This is a genomic window from Streptomyces sp. ISL-43 (assembly GCF_018614195.1).
In the GTDB taxonomy this organism is placed as follows: Bacteria; Actinomycetota; Actinomycetes; order Streptomycetales; family Streptomycetaceae; genus Streptomyces.
This window is the reverse complement of record NZ_JAGGOT010000089.1, coordinates 16,050-29,604: the sequence shown is the minus strand read 5'-3', so window position 1 is coordinate 29,604 and position 13,555 is coordinate 16,050. Positions and strand designations below refer to the sequence as shown.

11 protein-coding genes and 4 pseudogenes are annotated in these 13,555 nt (G+C 66.7%); 10 read left to right on the top strand and 5 right to left on the bottom strand.

What is annotated here, in order from left to right; translation table 11 throughout:
• Window positions 1–18 precede the first annotated feature (18 nt).
• Window positions 19–741 (bottom strand): hypothetical protein, encoded by a 723-nt coding sequence (locus J7F03_RS37290; protein ID WP_214957496.1) that lies wholly within the window; start codon window positions 739–741, stop codon window positions 19–21.
• 1,058 nt (window positions 742–1,799) lie between these two features.
• On the opposite strand from J7F03_RS37290, the gene J7F03_RS37285 reads away from it, so the two are divergent.
• Complete coding sequence (locus J7F03_RS37285) at window positions 1,800–2,450, top strand: transcriptional regulator (RefSeq protein ID WP_374104448.1); 651 nt, start codon at window positions 1,800–1,802, stop codon at window positions 2,448–2,450.
• Window positions 2,451–2,539: 89 nt separating this feature from the next.
• Here J7F03_RS37285 and J7F03_RS37280 read toward each other — a convergent pair whose 3' ends face one another.
• The 3 genes and pseudogenes from J7F03_RS37280 to J7F03_RS37270 all read right to left on the bottom strand — a co-directional run.
• Window positions 2,540–3,940, bottom strand: a complete 1,401-nt coding sequence (locus tag J7F03_RS37280) for a nucleobase:cation symporter-2 family protein (RefSeq protein WP_214957494.1) — start codon at window positions 3,938–3,940, stop codon at window positions 2,540–2,542.
• A gap of 501 nt (window positions 3,941–4,441) precedes the next feature.
• Entirely contained in the window at window positions 4,442–4,954 is a 513-nt protein-coding gene (locus tag J7F03_RS42850) for a hypothetical protein (protein ID WP_374104447.1), read from the bottom strand.
• Window positions 4,955–5,017: 63 nt separating this feature from the next.
• Window positions 5,018–5,167 (bottom strand): annotated as a pseudogene (locus tag J7F03_RS37270) (ATP-binding protein); the annotation flags it as partial.
• Between the two features lie 294 nt (window positions 5,168–5,461).
• On the opposite strand from J7F03_RS37270, the gene J7F03_RS37265 reads away from it, so the two are divergent.
• On the top strand, window positions 5,462–5,713 hold the full coding sequence (locus J7F03_RS37265; protein ID WP_214957493.1) for a site-specific integrase: 252 nt from the start codon (window positions 5,462–5,464) through the stop codon (window positions 5,711–5,713).
• 274 nt (window positions 5,714–5,987) lie between these two features.
• On the opposite strand, the gene J7F03_RS37260 is transcribed toward J7F03_RS37265, so the two are convergent.
• Window positions 5,988–7,496 (bottom strand): cytochrome P450, encoded by a 1,509-nt coding sequence (locus J7F03_RS37260; protein ID WP_214957492.1) that lies wholly within the window; start codon window positions 7,494–7,496, stop codon window positions 5,988–5,990.
• A 559-nt stretch (window positions 7,497–8,055) separates the two neighbouring features.
• Between J7F03_RS37260 and J7F03_RS37255 the strand changes: the two genes are divergently transcribed.
• From J7F03_RS37255 to J7F03_RS41680, 8 genes and pseudogenes are all read left to right on the top strand, one after another.
• Window positions 8,056–8,274 (top strand): hypothetical protein, encoded by a 219-nt coding sequence (locus tag J7F03_RS37255; protein WP_214957491.1) that lies wholly within the window; start codon window positions 8,056–8,058, stop codon window positions 8,272–8,274.
• Window positions 8,275–8,784: 510 nt separating this feature from the next.
• Window positions 8,785–9,393, top strand: a complete 609-nt coding sequence (locus J7F03_RS37250; protein ID WP_214957489.1) for a DUF6529 family protein — start codon at window positions 8,785–8,787, stop codon at window positions 9,391–9,393.
• A 115-nt stretch (window positions 9,394–9,508) separates the two neighbouring features.
• Window positions 9,509–9,850, top strand: a pseudogene (locus tag J7F03_RS41700) (DNA/RNA helicase domain-containing protein); the annotation flags it as partial.
• A gap of 89 nt (window positions 9,851–9,939) precedes the next feature.
• Window positions 9,940–10,383, top strand: coding sequence for a DNA/RNA helicase domain-containing protein (locus tag J7F03_RS41695; protein ID WP_308380117.1), 444 nt, complete (start codon window positions 9,940–9,942; stop codon window positions 10,381–10,383).
• Window positions 10,359–10,613 (top strand): DNA/RNA helicase domain-containing protein, encoded by a 255-nt coding sequence (locus J7F03_RS41690; protein WP_251073067.1) that lies wholly within the window; start codon window positions 10,359–10,361, stop codon window positions 10,611–10,613. The genes J7F03_RS41695 and J7F03_RS41690 overlap by 25 nt, the downstream gene beginning before the upstream one ends.
• 121 nt (window positions 10,614–10,734) lie before the next feature.
• Window positions 10,735–12,108 carry a phospholipase D-like domain-containing protein gene (locus J7F03_RS37240; protein ID WP_214957488.1) on the top strand — a complete coding sequence of 458 codons (1,374 nt, stop codon included), beginning with the start codon at window positions 10,735–10,737 and terminating at the stop codon, window positions 12,106–12,108.
• Between the two features lie 404 nt (window positions 12,109–12,512).
• A pseudogene (locus tag J7F03_RS42495) lies at window positions 12,513–12,728 on the top strand (transposase family protein); the annotation flags it as partial.
• A 136-nt stretch (window positions 12,729–12,864) separates the two neighbouring features.
• A pseudogene (locus J7F03_RS41680) lies at window positions 12,865–13,425 on the top strand (ISAs1 family transposase); the annotation flags it as partial.
• Window positions 13,426–13,555: the final 130 nt, after the last annotated feature.

The window sequence follows — 13,555 nt, the reverse complement described above, 5'->3', positions numbered from 1 at the left end:
CACCGAACCCGGAACGGTTCATACTTCGCTGGCTTTGAGCGCGTGCACGGCCACGAGGGCGACGACGAGCTTGCCGCGGGAGCCTTCGACTCGATCGAGGGCTCCTTGGAGTCGGTCGCTGGGCAGCGGGGTGGGAAGCCGGACGGGCGTGGTCAGCGAGAGGCCGGCCATGGGATTGTGGAAAATGATCCGTTGCTGCTTGAGCGCGCGGAACACGCTGAGCAGGACGTGGTCGACACCGCGGGCCTGGTGACCATGGCGGCTTGTCAGCTCGCTGTTTACGTGGTCGCTGGTGACCGCGCGCAGGCTCAGGCCGGCGGCAGCCCAGGCGTGCAGGACGGGCATGACGATGCGGAGGTTGCGTCGGATGCGGGAGTAGTCGACGGCGTGGTGCCGACGGCGGCCTTCACCGCGCATGACCTGGACCCAGGTCAGCATGTGCTCGGCCATCTCAGATGGCAGAGCGTCGAGTTTCGCCGCGATGGCCCGCTCGTGGTGGCGATCGCGGCGTTCGACCTCCAACCTCGGGATTCGGGGATTCGCGGCGGCGGGCACCGAGAGGGCCGGATGGTTTAGCGGTGCCCGTGCCTGGGTTTCATCGGGGAGCAGGAGCCCCTGGCTGTCCAGGAAGCGGATGATCCGGCTGGCGCCGAAGTCGCGGTAGAAGGGGGTGAGGGCGACGATGTCACGTTCCCTGATCGGTTCCTGCGCACCGAGCCAGGCCAGCAGGATGCGCAGCACACGAATGGGGCGGCTGGCGTCCGCGCCCGGCCGCGCGCTGGCGGCTCGCGTCGCGGCGAAGGCCGCAAGTAGGTCGGCCGCCTCGGAGGTCAGGGCGGGCAGCTGGCGGGCAGCGCTCCGCCGGCTCAGCCGGCCCCTGACCGAACCCGGGAACGTCCCCCACGGTCACGTCCAGTCGCACCCTCTTGAAACACCGCGGATGCCGGAAGACCCCACCCCAGTCCACGGCCCGGTCCGCGCTGACCTCCGCCACCAGCTCGGGGCGGACCAACACCACGTCCAGACCGTCACGGCTCCCCCACGACGAGGCGAAACGCCCCCTCCCACCGGGGCCCGGGATCTGCGGGGGCCAGGTGTCGGCGGCCTGCAGGGCGGCGTCCGGGCGCAGCGGTTCGCCGGGAGGCGTCGGCCACCGCTTCGTCGATGGCTGACGGATCAGCGTGTTGGACTGCGTCCGCGAGTCCGGGGCAGGCGATCTCCGTGACGTGGACTCCGGCTGCGTGCGCGCGGATCAGGGCGTTCTGATAGCTGCTGCCGGTGGTCGCAGGAGTGGCCCAGATCGCGACGGGCCCCCCGGCTGCCACGGCGGTTCTCACTGCGCAAGCGTGCACCCGCGGGGAGATACGGCATGAGGAAGATCCGTCGGCCAAGGCCACCGGAGCGGGTCCGAGGGCCGCCGCCATCGATCGTGCGCGTCGGACGCACTACCGATCGGCCGGTACTCCGCAGGTGACGGTACGGGGTACGGGTGCCCGGGTGACACGAGCTGCCGTCCGCCCGTCCCAGGGGGAATCGGCGGGCGCCGGCTCTGACCGCCGGAGTTTTTGATCACCGAACTACACCCTCCCAATCCCTTGGAATTGAAGGAACCGAGGCGGTTGGAACCTTCTGAACATCTGTTAGTGTGCCCGCGCCTTGTGTTCATCGATCATTCCGTTTCCCTTTGAGCGCGGTGCGCTCGAAGGCTGTTGCGAGGTGTCTTGTACGTGTACAGCACTCCGTTTTCCCCCGACGAGGCCAGATCCGCCCGAGCCCGCATGGGCTTGACCGTGACTCAGGTGGCCGACTCCATGGCCGCCTGCGGGACCCCGGTCCATCCCGATTGGGTCGCGGCATGGGAGCAGGGCTCCCATGTGCCCTCCGACCAGCACCTCTTCGCGCTCGCCGATGTGCTGTGGTGCGACACCGCCACCCTCATGGGCACCGCGCCACGCACGCTCACCGAGTTCCGGCTGGCCCGCCGGCTCAGCGTGGAGCGGCTCGCGTACCGGCTGGGCATGGACCCGACCGAGTACCGCACCGCGGAGTCGGCGCAGCGATGGCACGGTGACGCCCGGCAGACCAGGGTCCTGGTGGAGGCCCTGGGCCTGTCCTTGCGTACGCTGATCGGCATCATGGGCCGGGTCGGGGAGTTGGAGGAGCACCTGCGTTCGGCCATCGCGGGGCGCTGGAAGACCTACGTCGATCCCGTGGCGGAGATCGTCGCGGTGGACCCGACGAGCGTGGGCGACGCGCTGCGCACGATGCACACGGAGTTCGCCGGATTCTCCGAGCGGTACATGGGGCACCTGGTCGCCCGCAACGCCGACGCCAGGCTCAAGGAGATCGCGACGGAGCGTGCGGTGTATCTACGCCGCCTCGTCGACCACTTCTGGGAGCTGATGGGCGACAAAGGCGAGGCGTCCCTGTACCCCATGGCAGGCGGCTGACGCCGGGCAACGCGGCACACCGACGCGGGCCGGGAAGGGGATCGGGGCCCCTCCCGGCCCGCCGCCGTGACAGGCGCGTCAGGGGGTGGTCAGTGGGCGACCGCTCCGATGCCGTCGCCGTCATCGACCTCGGCCCAGTCGATCTCCATCGCGCTGCGGCTGGTGAAGACGTTGAAGAGCAGGTTCAGGGCGATGGCCGTGAGCGCCCCCAGAGTGATCCCACTGTTCAGCACGGCCCGGACGTTGTCGGGCATCCGGTCGAAGAACGGCGTGACCGTGGTCGGCAGCAGCGCCGCGCCGAGACTCACCGCCAGGATCAGGGTGTTGCGCTCCTCGCGCAGATCGGCCTTCCCGAGGATCTGGACGCCGACCGCCGCGACGATGCCGAACATCGACACCGCCGCCCCACCCAGCACCGGGTGGGGGACCGAAGCGGCCAGGCTGCCCGCCTTCGGCAGCAGCCCCAGCACGACCATGAAGGCGCCCGCCGCGACGACGACGTACCGGCTCATGACCTTGGACATGCGCACGAGGCCGATGTTCTCCGCGAACGCCACGTACGGGAAGGAGTTGAGGACGCCGCCGAGTACCGTCGCCACGCCGTCGGCGCGCAGGGCCCGCGCGACCGTGTCGGCGTCGACCTTCTTGCGGGTGATCTCGCCGATGGCGTAGACGTCCCCGGTGGTCTCCACCATGGTGATCAGCATGACGACGAGCATCGCGGCGATCGGGAGCAGTTCGAAGCGCGGCATGCCGTAGTGGAAGGGCGTGGTGACCCCGAACCAGTCGGCCTGACCCACCGCGCCGAAGTCGACGTCCCCGAAGAGCCACGCGACCGTCGTGCCGGCCACGAGCCCAAGCAGCACGGCGAGGCTGCTGAGGAACGGCTTGCCGACCCTGACGAGGGCCAGGATGAAGAGCAGGGTGCCTAGTGCGTACGCGAGGTTCTTCGGGGATCCGTACGCGGGTGTGCCGATGAGGTGCGCGCCGCCGGCGGCGTCCTGCAGGGCCACCGGCATGAGCGTGATGCCGATGATGGTGAGGATCGTGCCGATGACGACCGGCGGGAAGTACTTGACCAGCTTGCTGAAGAGCGGCGCGAACGCGAACGTGGCAATGCCCGCCGTGATCACCGCTCCGTAGACGACGAGCAGGCCCGCGGTGCCGCCGCCGGCTCCCAGGCCTATGGCGATCATGGGTGAGACGGCGGTGAAGGTGACGCCTTGGACCAGGGGCAGCCTGGCGCCGACCTTCCAGACGCCGACGGCCTGGATGATCGAGGCCACGCCGCAGGTCAGGAGGTCGGCGTTGATGAGGTGGACGAGCTCTTGGGGGCTGAGTCCGAGCGCGTTGCCGAGCAGGACCGGGACGATGACGGCCGCGGCGTAGAAGGCAAGCACGTGTTGGAAGCCGTACAGGGCGAGTCTGGGGATCGGGAGCAATTCGTCGACAGGGTGCGTCGTGTGTCGGGAGGAGGGTCTAGGGGACATCTCTGCCTTGCCTTCGCGAGGTAGGTGAATGAGAAGACCGCCGCCCTCCAGCCCCGGGTGACAGGACGAGGGCAGGCCGGCTCGCACTGAGCCGACGCCGGGCGGTGTTCCGACAGCGCGTCGCTCTGCATGCAAATGTGTCCTGGAGTGGCAGGACTTCCTTCGATCAACCTGGCGAACCCGTCTTTGATGGCAGGATTCGAAGGGCTCTCGATCGCAGGGCGCTCACCATAGCCAAAGGCTCTATTTCCTCGCGAGTAACCGGAGTGGTTGGTACGGACCTCAGCCGTCGGTGCCCGACACGGCCGCCCGCACGGCCGCGGCCACTGCACGTCCTGCAGACTGCTCACGGAGATGTGGGCGAACGGTGACGGCGGATGCAGGTGGGCGCAGGTGGGCGCAGGTGACGCTGCCGTGCCGCGGGCGGATGGTGATGAAACCAAGGCCCTAGGCGTGCCGCTAGGTACCCATGCAGATCGCGTCAGGCAGCAGCAGGGCCCGCTAGGGGGCGCCGCGCAGGGCGCGCCACCATTGCCGATGACGGGGACGGCCGGTTCGAGCATGGTCTTGACGGCGGGTAGCGCGTGCACGGTGGCGGTGTTGCAGGCGATGATCAGGGCGTCGGGGTCGTGCACGGCCGCAGCTTGGGATGGCTTCGGTGGTGTCTCTGCGGCGGATCTTGGTCCAGCCTCTGGCGGCGGGGCGGTGGGGCTGGGTCATGTTCTTGACGACCAGGCCCTCGACGCCGGACACGTCCGTCCAGGACTCCAGCCACTCCCCCGCCTCGGCCATATCCGTGGCCATCGGACACAGCGTCCACGGGGCGCTCGGAGCGCGCGCGGAGAACAGCACCTCCAGTCGCCGTCTGCGCTTCCGATACGGCAGGCGGAGCAACTCCTCGCCGTCCTGCTGCAACATGTCGAAGACCACGAAGTAGGCCGGCAGAGCGGCCTCGAGGGCGGCCGCGCCGCGACTGCGGGCGGCGGCCCGCCGCTGCAACCCCTCGAAGTTCAAGCGGCCCGCCTCGACATCCCAGACCAGCAGCTCAAGCCTGGGTTCTGACGAGATCGGTGTTGATCAAGCCGCGGTGTTGTCCCCTTCGATGGCAGCGAGTCCGTTCTTGAGCCGGTAGCTGGGGCCGTTGATGGAGACTATGCCGCAGTGATGGAGAAGCCGGTCGAGGATAGCGGTGGCCAGGACCTCGTCGCCGAACACCTGCCCCCATTCAACTGGGGCTGGCACTTGTTCGCTGCGGCGCATCCGTCCTGCGACCTGGCCGTATTGGGGTCCTGGGTACCTCTTTGAATGTCTCGCTGACAGCGGGGTTTTGTAGGCGCCACCTTCGTTTGTCAGGTGTGAGGAAGGTGTGCCGGATGGTGTGCCGGATGGTGGAGTCGCGTCTGCGGGTGATCGAGGGTTGGACTGTGCCCGAGGTGCCTGTTGCCTGGGATCCGTGGGAGTTCCAGGCGCCGTGGCGTGGAGGCATTCGTGGCCTCTTGGCGAGCCCGGGGGTTCAGCCCGGTGACCGTCGACAACGACATCGGCCTGCTGGAGCGGACGTTGAAGTCCCTGGGCCGGCCAGCATGTGATGTCACGCCCGAGGACTACGAACGTGGCGTCGACCTGGTGGCCATCCAGCAACTACTCGGTCACTGGACAGTCAGCTCGACGATGAGATACGTCCGGCCCTCTGCCACGTTCATCGAGGACGCCTATCGACGCGCCGTGGCCACCACGCTCGGCGAGCTCACCGGAGAGGAACCCGCGCCGTGAACATCAAGTGGAAGCTGCGGATGGCCGCCGCCCAGCGCGAAGTCTGGACCGGCGCCCAACTGCGGCGTCTCCTCGCCGAGAAGGGCCGGCCTGGAAGTGTCCTCCGCCTCGATATCGGCCCTGTTCACCAAAGAACCCTCCCAGGTGAAGATGTCCTCGCTCGCAGACCGCCCGACCGCCGGCCCTCAGGACGGACACGCGGATAGGAGCCCAATACGCTTCTTCACCTGGAAAGCGCCTCCGACGAGGGCGGGAACAAGGGACTCAACAATCCTCATTCTCGCTGGTCAGAGGCACATCCCGCTGTTCTGACCACCTGCCGGACGGCTCGCTTCGTGAAAGCGCGAGGTTTTAGCGGCTGGAGTCTCACGGGAATACATGAAGGAACAACGGCAACTTTCGCAGTGAGGGTCATGACTGCGTCATTAACCGGTTCCACAGAAAATGCCCTGAGAATGCGGGACAAGAGCGCAATGCAGAGTTGTTCTGCAGCCTGACTACCGATGCAATGGCGGGGACCGGCACCGAATGGCAAGAAATCTGCCAAGCTAGCCCCCTCCTCGAACCTGCCCGGATCAAATCGGAGCGGTTCCTCGAATATCTCGGGGTTGACGCCAATCTCCGGTTTCGCCCAAAGGATATTCGTTCCGGCTGGTATGAAGATCCCGCCCACTTCGACGTCTAGGCGATCTGAACGCTTGGAGCTGAACGGAACCGGGGGGTGAAGTCTCAGCGTCTCATAGAACACCGCCCGCACAATCTCTGACGCCTCCTTGTTTTTACCGGGTTCCCCATCCCCTGCAGGAGCCCAGGAGGCCTGCACCTTGCACTGAATTTGCGGATTGTGCGATAGTTCGATAAGAGCTTGAGTGATGGCGTACGTCATGGCGTCGGTACCACCAAGTACTAGCGACATCATTTCTTCGATTTGCTGCCGCCGCCTCCAGCCACTCTCCTTTCTTATTCGTTCAGCGACAGTCGTGCGATCTTCTCCAGTGACTTTAGTGGCGACAGGGCACCCTCGATTATCCAACATCGCACTTAGGGTTGAAGCCAGATATCTGTACGCGGATCGAGTCTGAAGGGTGCGGTGCAGGAAGATGAAGCGGCGGAAGGGTGGATGGAAAGCGCGATGGCCGATCTCTTCTTCGATTCGCCCGAGGCAATCCAGGTACCTGGGAAGATCAGGAGTACGCCAGGATGTCCCAAAAAGTAGACTTCCCAGAGAGTTGGCACTCCAGCTTTGCACTTCACGGAGGAGGGCCGCTGGGCTTTCGGGACCCCCTGCCCCGTCCGCTCCGTTTCTCTCGGTGAACTGAACGGCGAATGCGTCTGCCTCGCGCTTGAAATGACCTAGCGCGTTCCTGTTGAGAAGGTTACCGATCGAGCGTCGGTGGCTTTGCAGTTCTTCCCCGCCGGGCATCCCCATCATGCTGACGGGGAGAACGGTTCTATCTGCTTGCCGATTGGAGTCGAAAGATCTGTTGTGGAGGTTCTTAGATGTCCTATTAGCTGAAACATAAGGGCGGGAGCCCCACCCTAGGTGAATGCGAACGATCGGCCCATATTTTTCGTGCAATTCCCTCAGAGCTAGATCCCGGTGCCCCTGCCCGAACGTCAAAAGATCTGCTAGATTGCCCATGAAGAAGGCGGGCTTCGGGCCCGGCATGTGTTGCCGCAGGCGGAATTCTCGTTGCCGTTTATGGTATCCGAGAAAAAGGGTAAAGCCCGCCACTGCCGCGATGGGCCCGAAGATCCAAGGCTGCAAATTGACGATCGCCATCAAGGCGGCAGTAACTGCAACAAGAACAAGCACTCCGGTCGCTGTCATGTAAATCGCTAGATACAGACGGAGGAGGGTTCTGTCCGCTGAGCTTGACGCCCTGGATATTTTTGATCTTGCGTTCGACATGCCTGGCCCCCTCGGATGTTCGGTGTCGGTGGTGACACTTGCGGTTGTCGTGGCGGGAGAGGCGAAAGCCGTGGAGGAGAGCGAGGCGCCTCTGCCGGCCAAAAGGGTGGCGATCAGGAGGGGTACGACACGTCGGGTCCGGGTGGCGGTCATGGGGAAAGGCTCCTCACCTCAGGAGAGGTCGTGGAATTCGGTGGGCCGCTTGCCCGTCCGCCGTCTTTCGGCGTCAACCGTCACTCCATTGCGCCCCACCCACGGGCCTGCGGTCACGGCACGGAAAGTCGGGACTTGACAAACCAGTCCACCCGGCCCTTCACGGGCCGTAGGCGGTGGCCCACCACTACCCCGCGTTCGGAGCGCGCGGAAGGAAGCGGAGGCCGCGCCGGGCCGGCCCGTGGGACGCGACGAGCAGCCCGGCGTTGTTCCCGGTATGGACGAGACGCTGGAGGTCTGGCCCGGCGAGGCAGCAGGCAAGGCCCGCGCCACCAGCGGCGTGCTCATGCTCGACAAGGCGGTCAACGGCGGTACCCGTCGGCCCACACCCGCGGAATCGGCACGGCAGGCCGACAGGCCGACAGGCCGGGGCTCTTCGCCGGGTGCGCGCCCCGAACTCGGCCGCGCCGGCTTCAGGCTGTTGCGCAAGCGGTAGTAGGTCGGGGTGTAGCCGATGAGGGGTTCCTGGTCGACTTCGTCAGCGTGTTCGGCCTCGAAGATGCGCCTCGTCGCCGATACCGGGCCCCATGAGAGAGACCAGCACGGGCCTACGCCCGTCGACACCCCCGGTGTCCGTGATGCCGAGGCTCACCGCATCCACCGTCAGCCAGCAGCTCGAGCCCCGACGTGAGGAGATAGCGGGCCTACTGGAACGGCGCACGGAGGTGCCGGACGCGCGTGATCCACGCGGGGACGCGGGCGGTGCACTCGAAGGTCGCTCGGCTCTCGCATGACTTCGGGTCCAGATGCCCCCACAACTCCCACCCCTGATGCCTGGCGGGGACAGTTGGCGTTCGTCGAGATCGACGCCGCCCACGCCGCGTGCTTCGGCCGCGCCCTTGAGGAGTCGAGGTCGCTACGGCCGTGTCGGCCGCCATCTGCCGCACCAGGCGAGTACAAGGGATGGCAAACCGCCAACCCGTATCGTTCCGAGACGAGGAGCACCATGTCGCACGCCCGGCCCGCTCTGCGCCGCCCGGAAGCCAGGCTCGCTCTCGCACTGGCGCTCGTGGCTGCCGCCGCCGTCTTCGTCGCCGTGTTCGTGTTCGGCCGGGCGAACACGCCGGACTACACCGCGACACTGTTCGGCCAGGCGGGCGCCGATGCCGTGCGTCTCAAGGCACAGCTCGCCACCGGCGTCCTGGGGATGGCCGCTGTCCAGCTGCTGCTGGCGCTGTGGATGTACCGGCGGCTGCCCGGGGTGCGCCGGGTCCCGGGCCCGGTGCCGATCACCCACCGGATCGCCGGTGTGGTGCTGTTCGCCCTCACAGTCCCGATCGCGGTGCACTGCGTCCAGGCGTATGGCGTGCAGCTGTCCGGCTCGCGTGTGGCAGTGCACTCGATCGCGGGCTGCTTCTTCTACGGGGCGTTCGCCGCCAAAGTCCTGCTGGTGCAGAGCCGGCGCCTGCCGGGCTGGGCCCTGCCACTGGCCGGGGGCGCGCTGGTGGTCGTGGTGGTGGTCCTCTGGTACACGAGTGCGCTGTGGCACTTCAACGGAGACAGCGTGCCGGTGCTGTCGCTCGCGTACCAGCACCTGCCACCGGGGCAGATGTGACGATCGGACGAGCGCGCCGAAGACCAGGGCCCATCGGAGCAGGGGCTCCGGAACGAGACGTGGCCTGCCCGGCTCAACACGGCTGAGCGGGCAGGCGTCGACCTGGTGATGCTCGATGCCTACATCGCGGGGTGGCGGACCCGGAACAGGAAAGACGGTCATCGCCTGCCGGCTCCTCGGCGACCTGTGCGCGCAGCCCCAGGCGAACCCCCGCCTGGCCACCCCCAGCGGCACCCTGACCCGGCAGCTCCAGCGCACCGTGGGGCCTGCGTCGCGTGTTCTCATCACCACCCTGGTGGACAGGGTTCCCGCAGGCTTGCAGGCCGACAGTGTTGTGCTCCTCGACGAAGCACACCGGGCACGGACCTACCCCCGACTACCGCCGCGACCCTTCCCCACGGTTCTGGGCCAGATCATCGACCGCGCCGGGGTGAGCGTCCTGTTCCTGGACGAGCAGCAGATCGTACGACCCTCCGAAGGTGTCACACTCCACGAACTCCGCCAGTACGCCAGTACGCCAACAGCAACGGACACACGTTCTGGCACATCAACCTCACCACCCAGTTCCGGTGCAACGGCTCACGCGCCTACCTCGACTGGGTCAACCAGTTCCTCCAGCCCGCTGGTCCCCCGCCCGCATGGATCGGCACCGACGACGACCTCGGCGCCGCCCAGAACCCGCGCGACTTCGAGAACTGGGTCACGGAACACATTGCCGCAGGCAGGAGCGCACGCATCACCGCCGACTTCTGCCGGCCCTGGGACTCACCCTCCAACCCGCCCCCCTCCAGCCAGAGGTCAGCATCTCCTGGACAGGGCCCGACGGCCCTCACACCTGGTCCCGCCCGTAGAACACACGCGCGGACGAGACCGGCACGGACATCCCAGACGTTCCAGGACGCCCCTACTGGGCCACCGACGTCGGTGGACACAAGCAAGTCGGCTGCGTCTACACCGCCCAGAGCATGGAGTACGACTACAACTTCGTGATCATGGGCAACGACATCGTCCGCCGCGGCGACCACTGGATCGCCGACCCCGACGCCAGCCACGGCAAGCCCCTGAAGGTGCTCCCGGCCCATCGCTGCCTCACCTATGCGTTGAATGCCTACCGCGTGCTCGCAAGCCGCGGCTCCAAGGGCACCCGCTTGTACTCCATAGATCCCGAGACGCAGGCTTACCTCCAGAGCCTCATCAGCCGAGACACAGTGAAGCGGTAGGTCCGGTTCGCAAATCAGGCACCCACGATAAAACCATAATTTTCCTGCCCTTCCGCGGCAAAACCGGGTACCTGTTGAGGGCGCCGAATTCGCAGGTCGGGGGCGTTCGTAGGGTGTGTTCATGATCAAGAAGAGATTGCTTCCGGCCCTCGTCATCGGGGGTCTTCTGGCGATGACGGCTCCGTCTGCCTCGGCCGAGACGACGACATACGTGTCCACGGGCCCCGTCTTCAACAACCCCAAGGGCCCGCAGGCCGAACAGAACGCGATCCTCGGACACATCGGCCGGCTCATTGGCGGTGCCACGCCTGGTTCGACGATCAAGATATCGCTGTACGCGTTCGGGTCCAGCTGGACCGCGGACCGGCTCGCGGAAGCTCATCGCCGGGGCGTGAACGTACAGGTCCTCGTGGATGACGACACCATCAGTGAAGCCTGGATGGGGCAATCCGGTAAGACGGTCCGGGACAAGCTCAATACGACCTTCGCGGAGGTTCCGCCCTCGGGCACCACGTATGGGACGTCCTGGTTCAGGGTGTGCGAGTACAACAAGCCGTGCCTGGCCGACAGCGCGATCGGGGGTGTCAACCACAACAAGTTCTTCCTCTTCTCCCGCACGACCGGCAGTGGTTCGCCGAACACCGGGGTTCCGGTGGACAACGTCGTCGTCCAGTCCTCGGGCAACCTCACCGGGCAGGACCTCAGCTCCCTCTGGAACGACGCGATGACCATCGTGGGCAACCAGGCTCTGCACGCCGGCTACACGACCTACTTCGACAGGATGGCCAAGGCGCAGGCGGACAAGTCACGAGTCAAGGACTACCCGGTCGATGTGGAGGCCGGCGATGCCAAGGCCTACTTCTTCCCGCGGGCCTCGACGGACGTCGTCATCAACATCCTGAACACGGTCGGCACGGGGGTGGAAGGCGAAGCTCCCAAGGATGGAAAATACCCCGGGTGCTCCGGGAACAGTGCGGGGCACGGTACCGCCGACGGGCGCACCGTGATCCGGATCGCCAACGGCCACATCTCGCGCCCGGCCGTGGCCAAGAAGCTCTGGGAGATGGCCGAGGACGGCTGCTACATCGATGTCGTCTACGGCAAGCTCGCCGACTACGAGGCGGCGGGAGAGCACCGCGAGACGGCCTACTGGCTCACCAGGTCGACCAAGCTCGGCAAGATCTCCCTGCACCGCCTGGACAACGAGGGCCTGCCCGGTCCGACGAAGACCGACGGTACCGCTCCGGTCTCCGGTAGCACCTCCCACACCAAGTACATGGCCATCGACGGCTCCTACAAGGCCAAGAAGGACCAGAAGATCGTCTTCACGGGCAGCCACACCTTCACGGGGATGGCTCTGACCGACAACGACGAAACGCTGCTGAAGTACGAGGACAAGAGCGCGAACTCAGACGTGTTCAACGCCTACGTGGCGAACTTCCGCGCCCAGCGTGCCCAAGCGGTGGCCGAGGCCGAGTACGGCGGCGTCCAGTAGCCGGCCGACCCGCCCAGTTGGGGCCGGACGAAGCCGTCTGAGACGTCACTGCACGTCAGATGCCCCTTTCGCACGCTCGGAAAGGCTCGTGGCCTGCCGGCCTCGCTCGACCTGCGCGTGATGATCTGATGACGGCGGTGTCCTCGGACACTGCCTTGAACGCGACCACCGGCTTGCGCAGCAAGCCGGTGGTGACCTCTATCGCGAGCTTCATCGCGAGTCAGCTCCTCCGCCACCTTGGCCTTGTCCTCGGAGCTGACATAGGCGGCCACCTCGGGGGCCCCGTAGCAGCCCCATGGTTACCGCCGCGGTGACTGCCCGTTCGACGGGGTTCTGGGAACGTGACTGGCACGCGCTTCCAAGATCATGGAGTTCTGGACGCCCCGTGATCCGAGTGGAAGACCGTGCCTGCCGACGCATCATCGCCGATCCCACCTGATTTTGATCAACTCCGCGAGCATCCCGGGGGCGTGCCCGAGGAGATCCCGGGCCTGCTGGAGCGGCTGGCCGAGGTGCCCGACCCCCGCGATCCGCGCGGCGTGCGGCACGCTCTGGTCGTCGTGCTCGCGCTGACCGCGTGCGCGGTTCCGGCCGGAGCGACCTCCCTGCCGGCGGTGGGTGAGTGGATCACCGGCGCCCCGCCGTCCGTCCTGGAGCGCCTTGGCGTTCGGCCCGATCCGCTGTCCCCGAAACGGTGCCTGCCGGCGGAGGTGACGGTTGCTGGGCCGAATCGACGGCGATGCGTTGGACCGAGCGGTGGGCCGCTGGCCGGCCGACCGGCGCGCTGGGGCCGACGGTCAGCCGCACGCAGTGGCGGTCGAGGCAAGGCCCTGCGCGGAGCGGCCAGGACCACGGGCCGCAAGATTCATCTGCTCCGCCTGCGACCACCTCACCGGCCTGGTCCGGTCCCAACTCGACGTAGGCGAGAAGACCAACGAGATCACCTGCTTCCAGCCTCTGCTGGAGACCATCGCCGACCTGGCGGGCGCGGTCGTAACCAGCGACGCCATCCACACCCGGCGCGAGCACGCCGGCTACCTGCTCGGCCGAGACGCGCCCTACATCGTGATCGTGAAAGGGAACCAGAAGAAGCTCCACAAGCAGCTCAAGTCCCTTCCCTGGAAGCAGATCCCGCTGCAGGACCGCTCCCGCGACACCGGCCACGGCCGCGGCGAGATCCGCCGCATCAAGGTGTGCACGGTGAACAGCCTGCTCTTTCCCGGCGCCCGCCAGGCCGTCCAGCTCAAGCGCCGCCGAGTGGACCGCAAGACCGGCAAGGTCAGCATCAGGACCGTCTACGCGGTCACCAGCCTCACTGCGGAACAGGCCACACCCGCCGAGCTCGCCCGGCTGATCCGCAGCCACTGGAAGTTCGAAGCCCTGCTACCAGCGGAATGTGCGCATGCGCATCTGCTGGCGCATCCGGACCGCGCGGGCGCCTCGTTGC

Coding starts and splice junctions, on each gene's coding strand:
- J7F03_RS41690 (WP_251073067.1), top strand. CDS start 10,359: ATGGAGTACGACTACAACTTCGTGATCATGGGCAACGACATCGTCCGC.
- J7F03_RS37260 (WP_214957492.1), bottom strand. CDS start 7,496: ATGGCGATCGTCAATTTGCAGCCTTGGATCTTCGGGCCCATCGCGGCA.
- J7F03_RS37250 (WP_214957489.1), top strand. CDS start 8,785: ATGTCGCACGCCCGGCCCGCTCTGCGCCGCCCGGAAGCCAGGCTCGCT.
- J7F03_RS37255 (WP_214957491.1), top strand. CDS start 8,056: ATGGACGAGACGCTGGAGGTCTGGCCCGGCGAGGCAGCAGGCAAGGCC.
- J7F03_RS37280 (WP_214957494.1), bottom strand. CDS start 3,940: ATGTCCCCTAGACCCTCCTCCCGACACACGACGCACCCTGTCGACGAA.
- J7F03_RS37240 (WP_214957488.1), top strand. CDS start 10,735: ATGATCAAGAAGAGATTGCTTCCGGCCCTCGTCATCGGGGGTCTTCTG.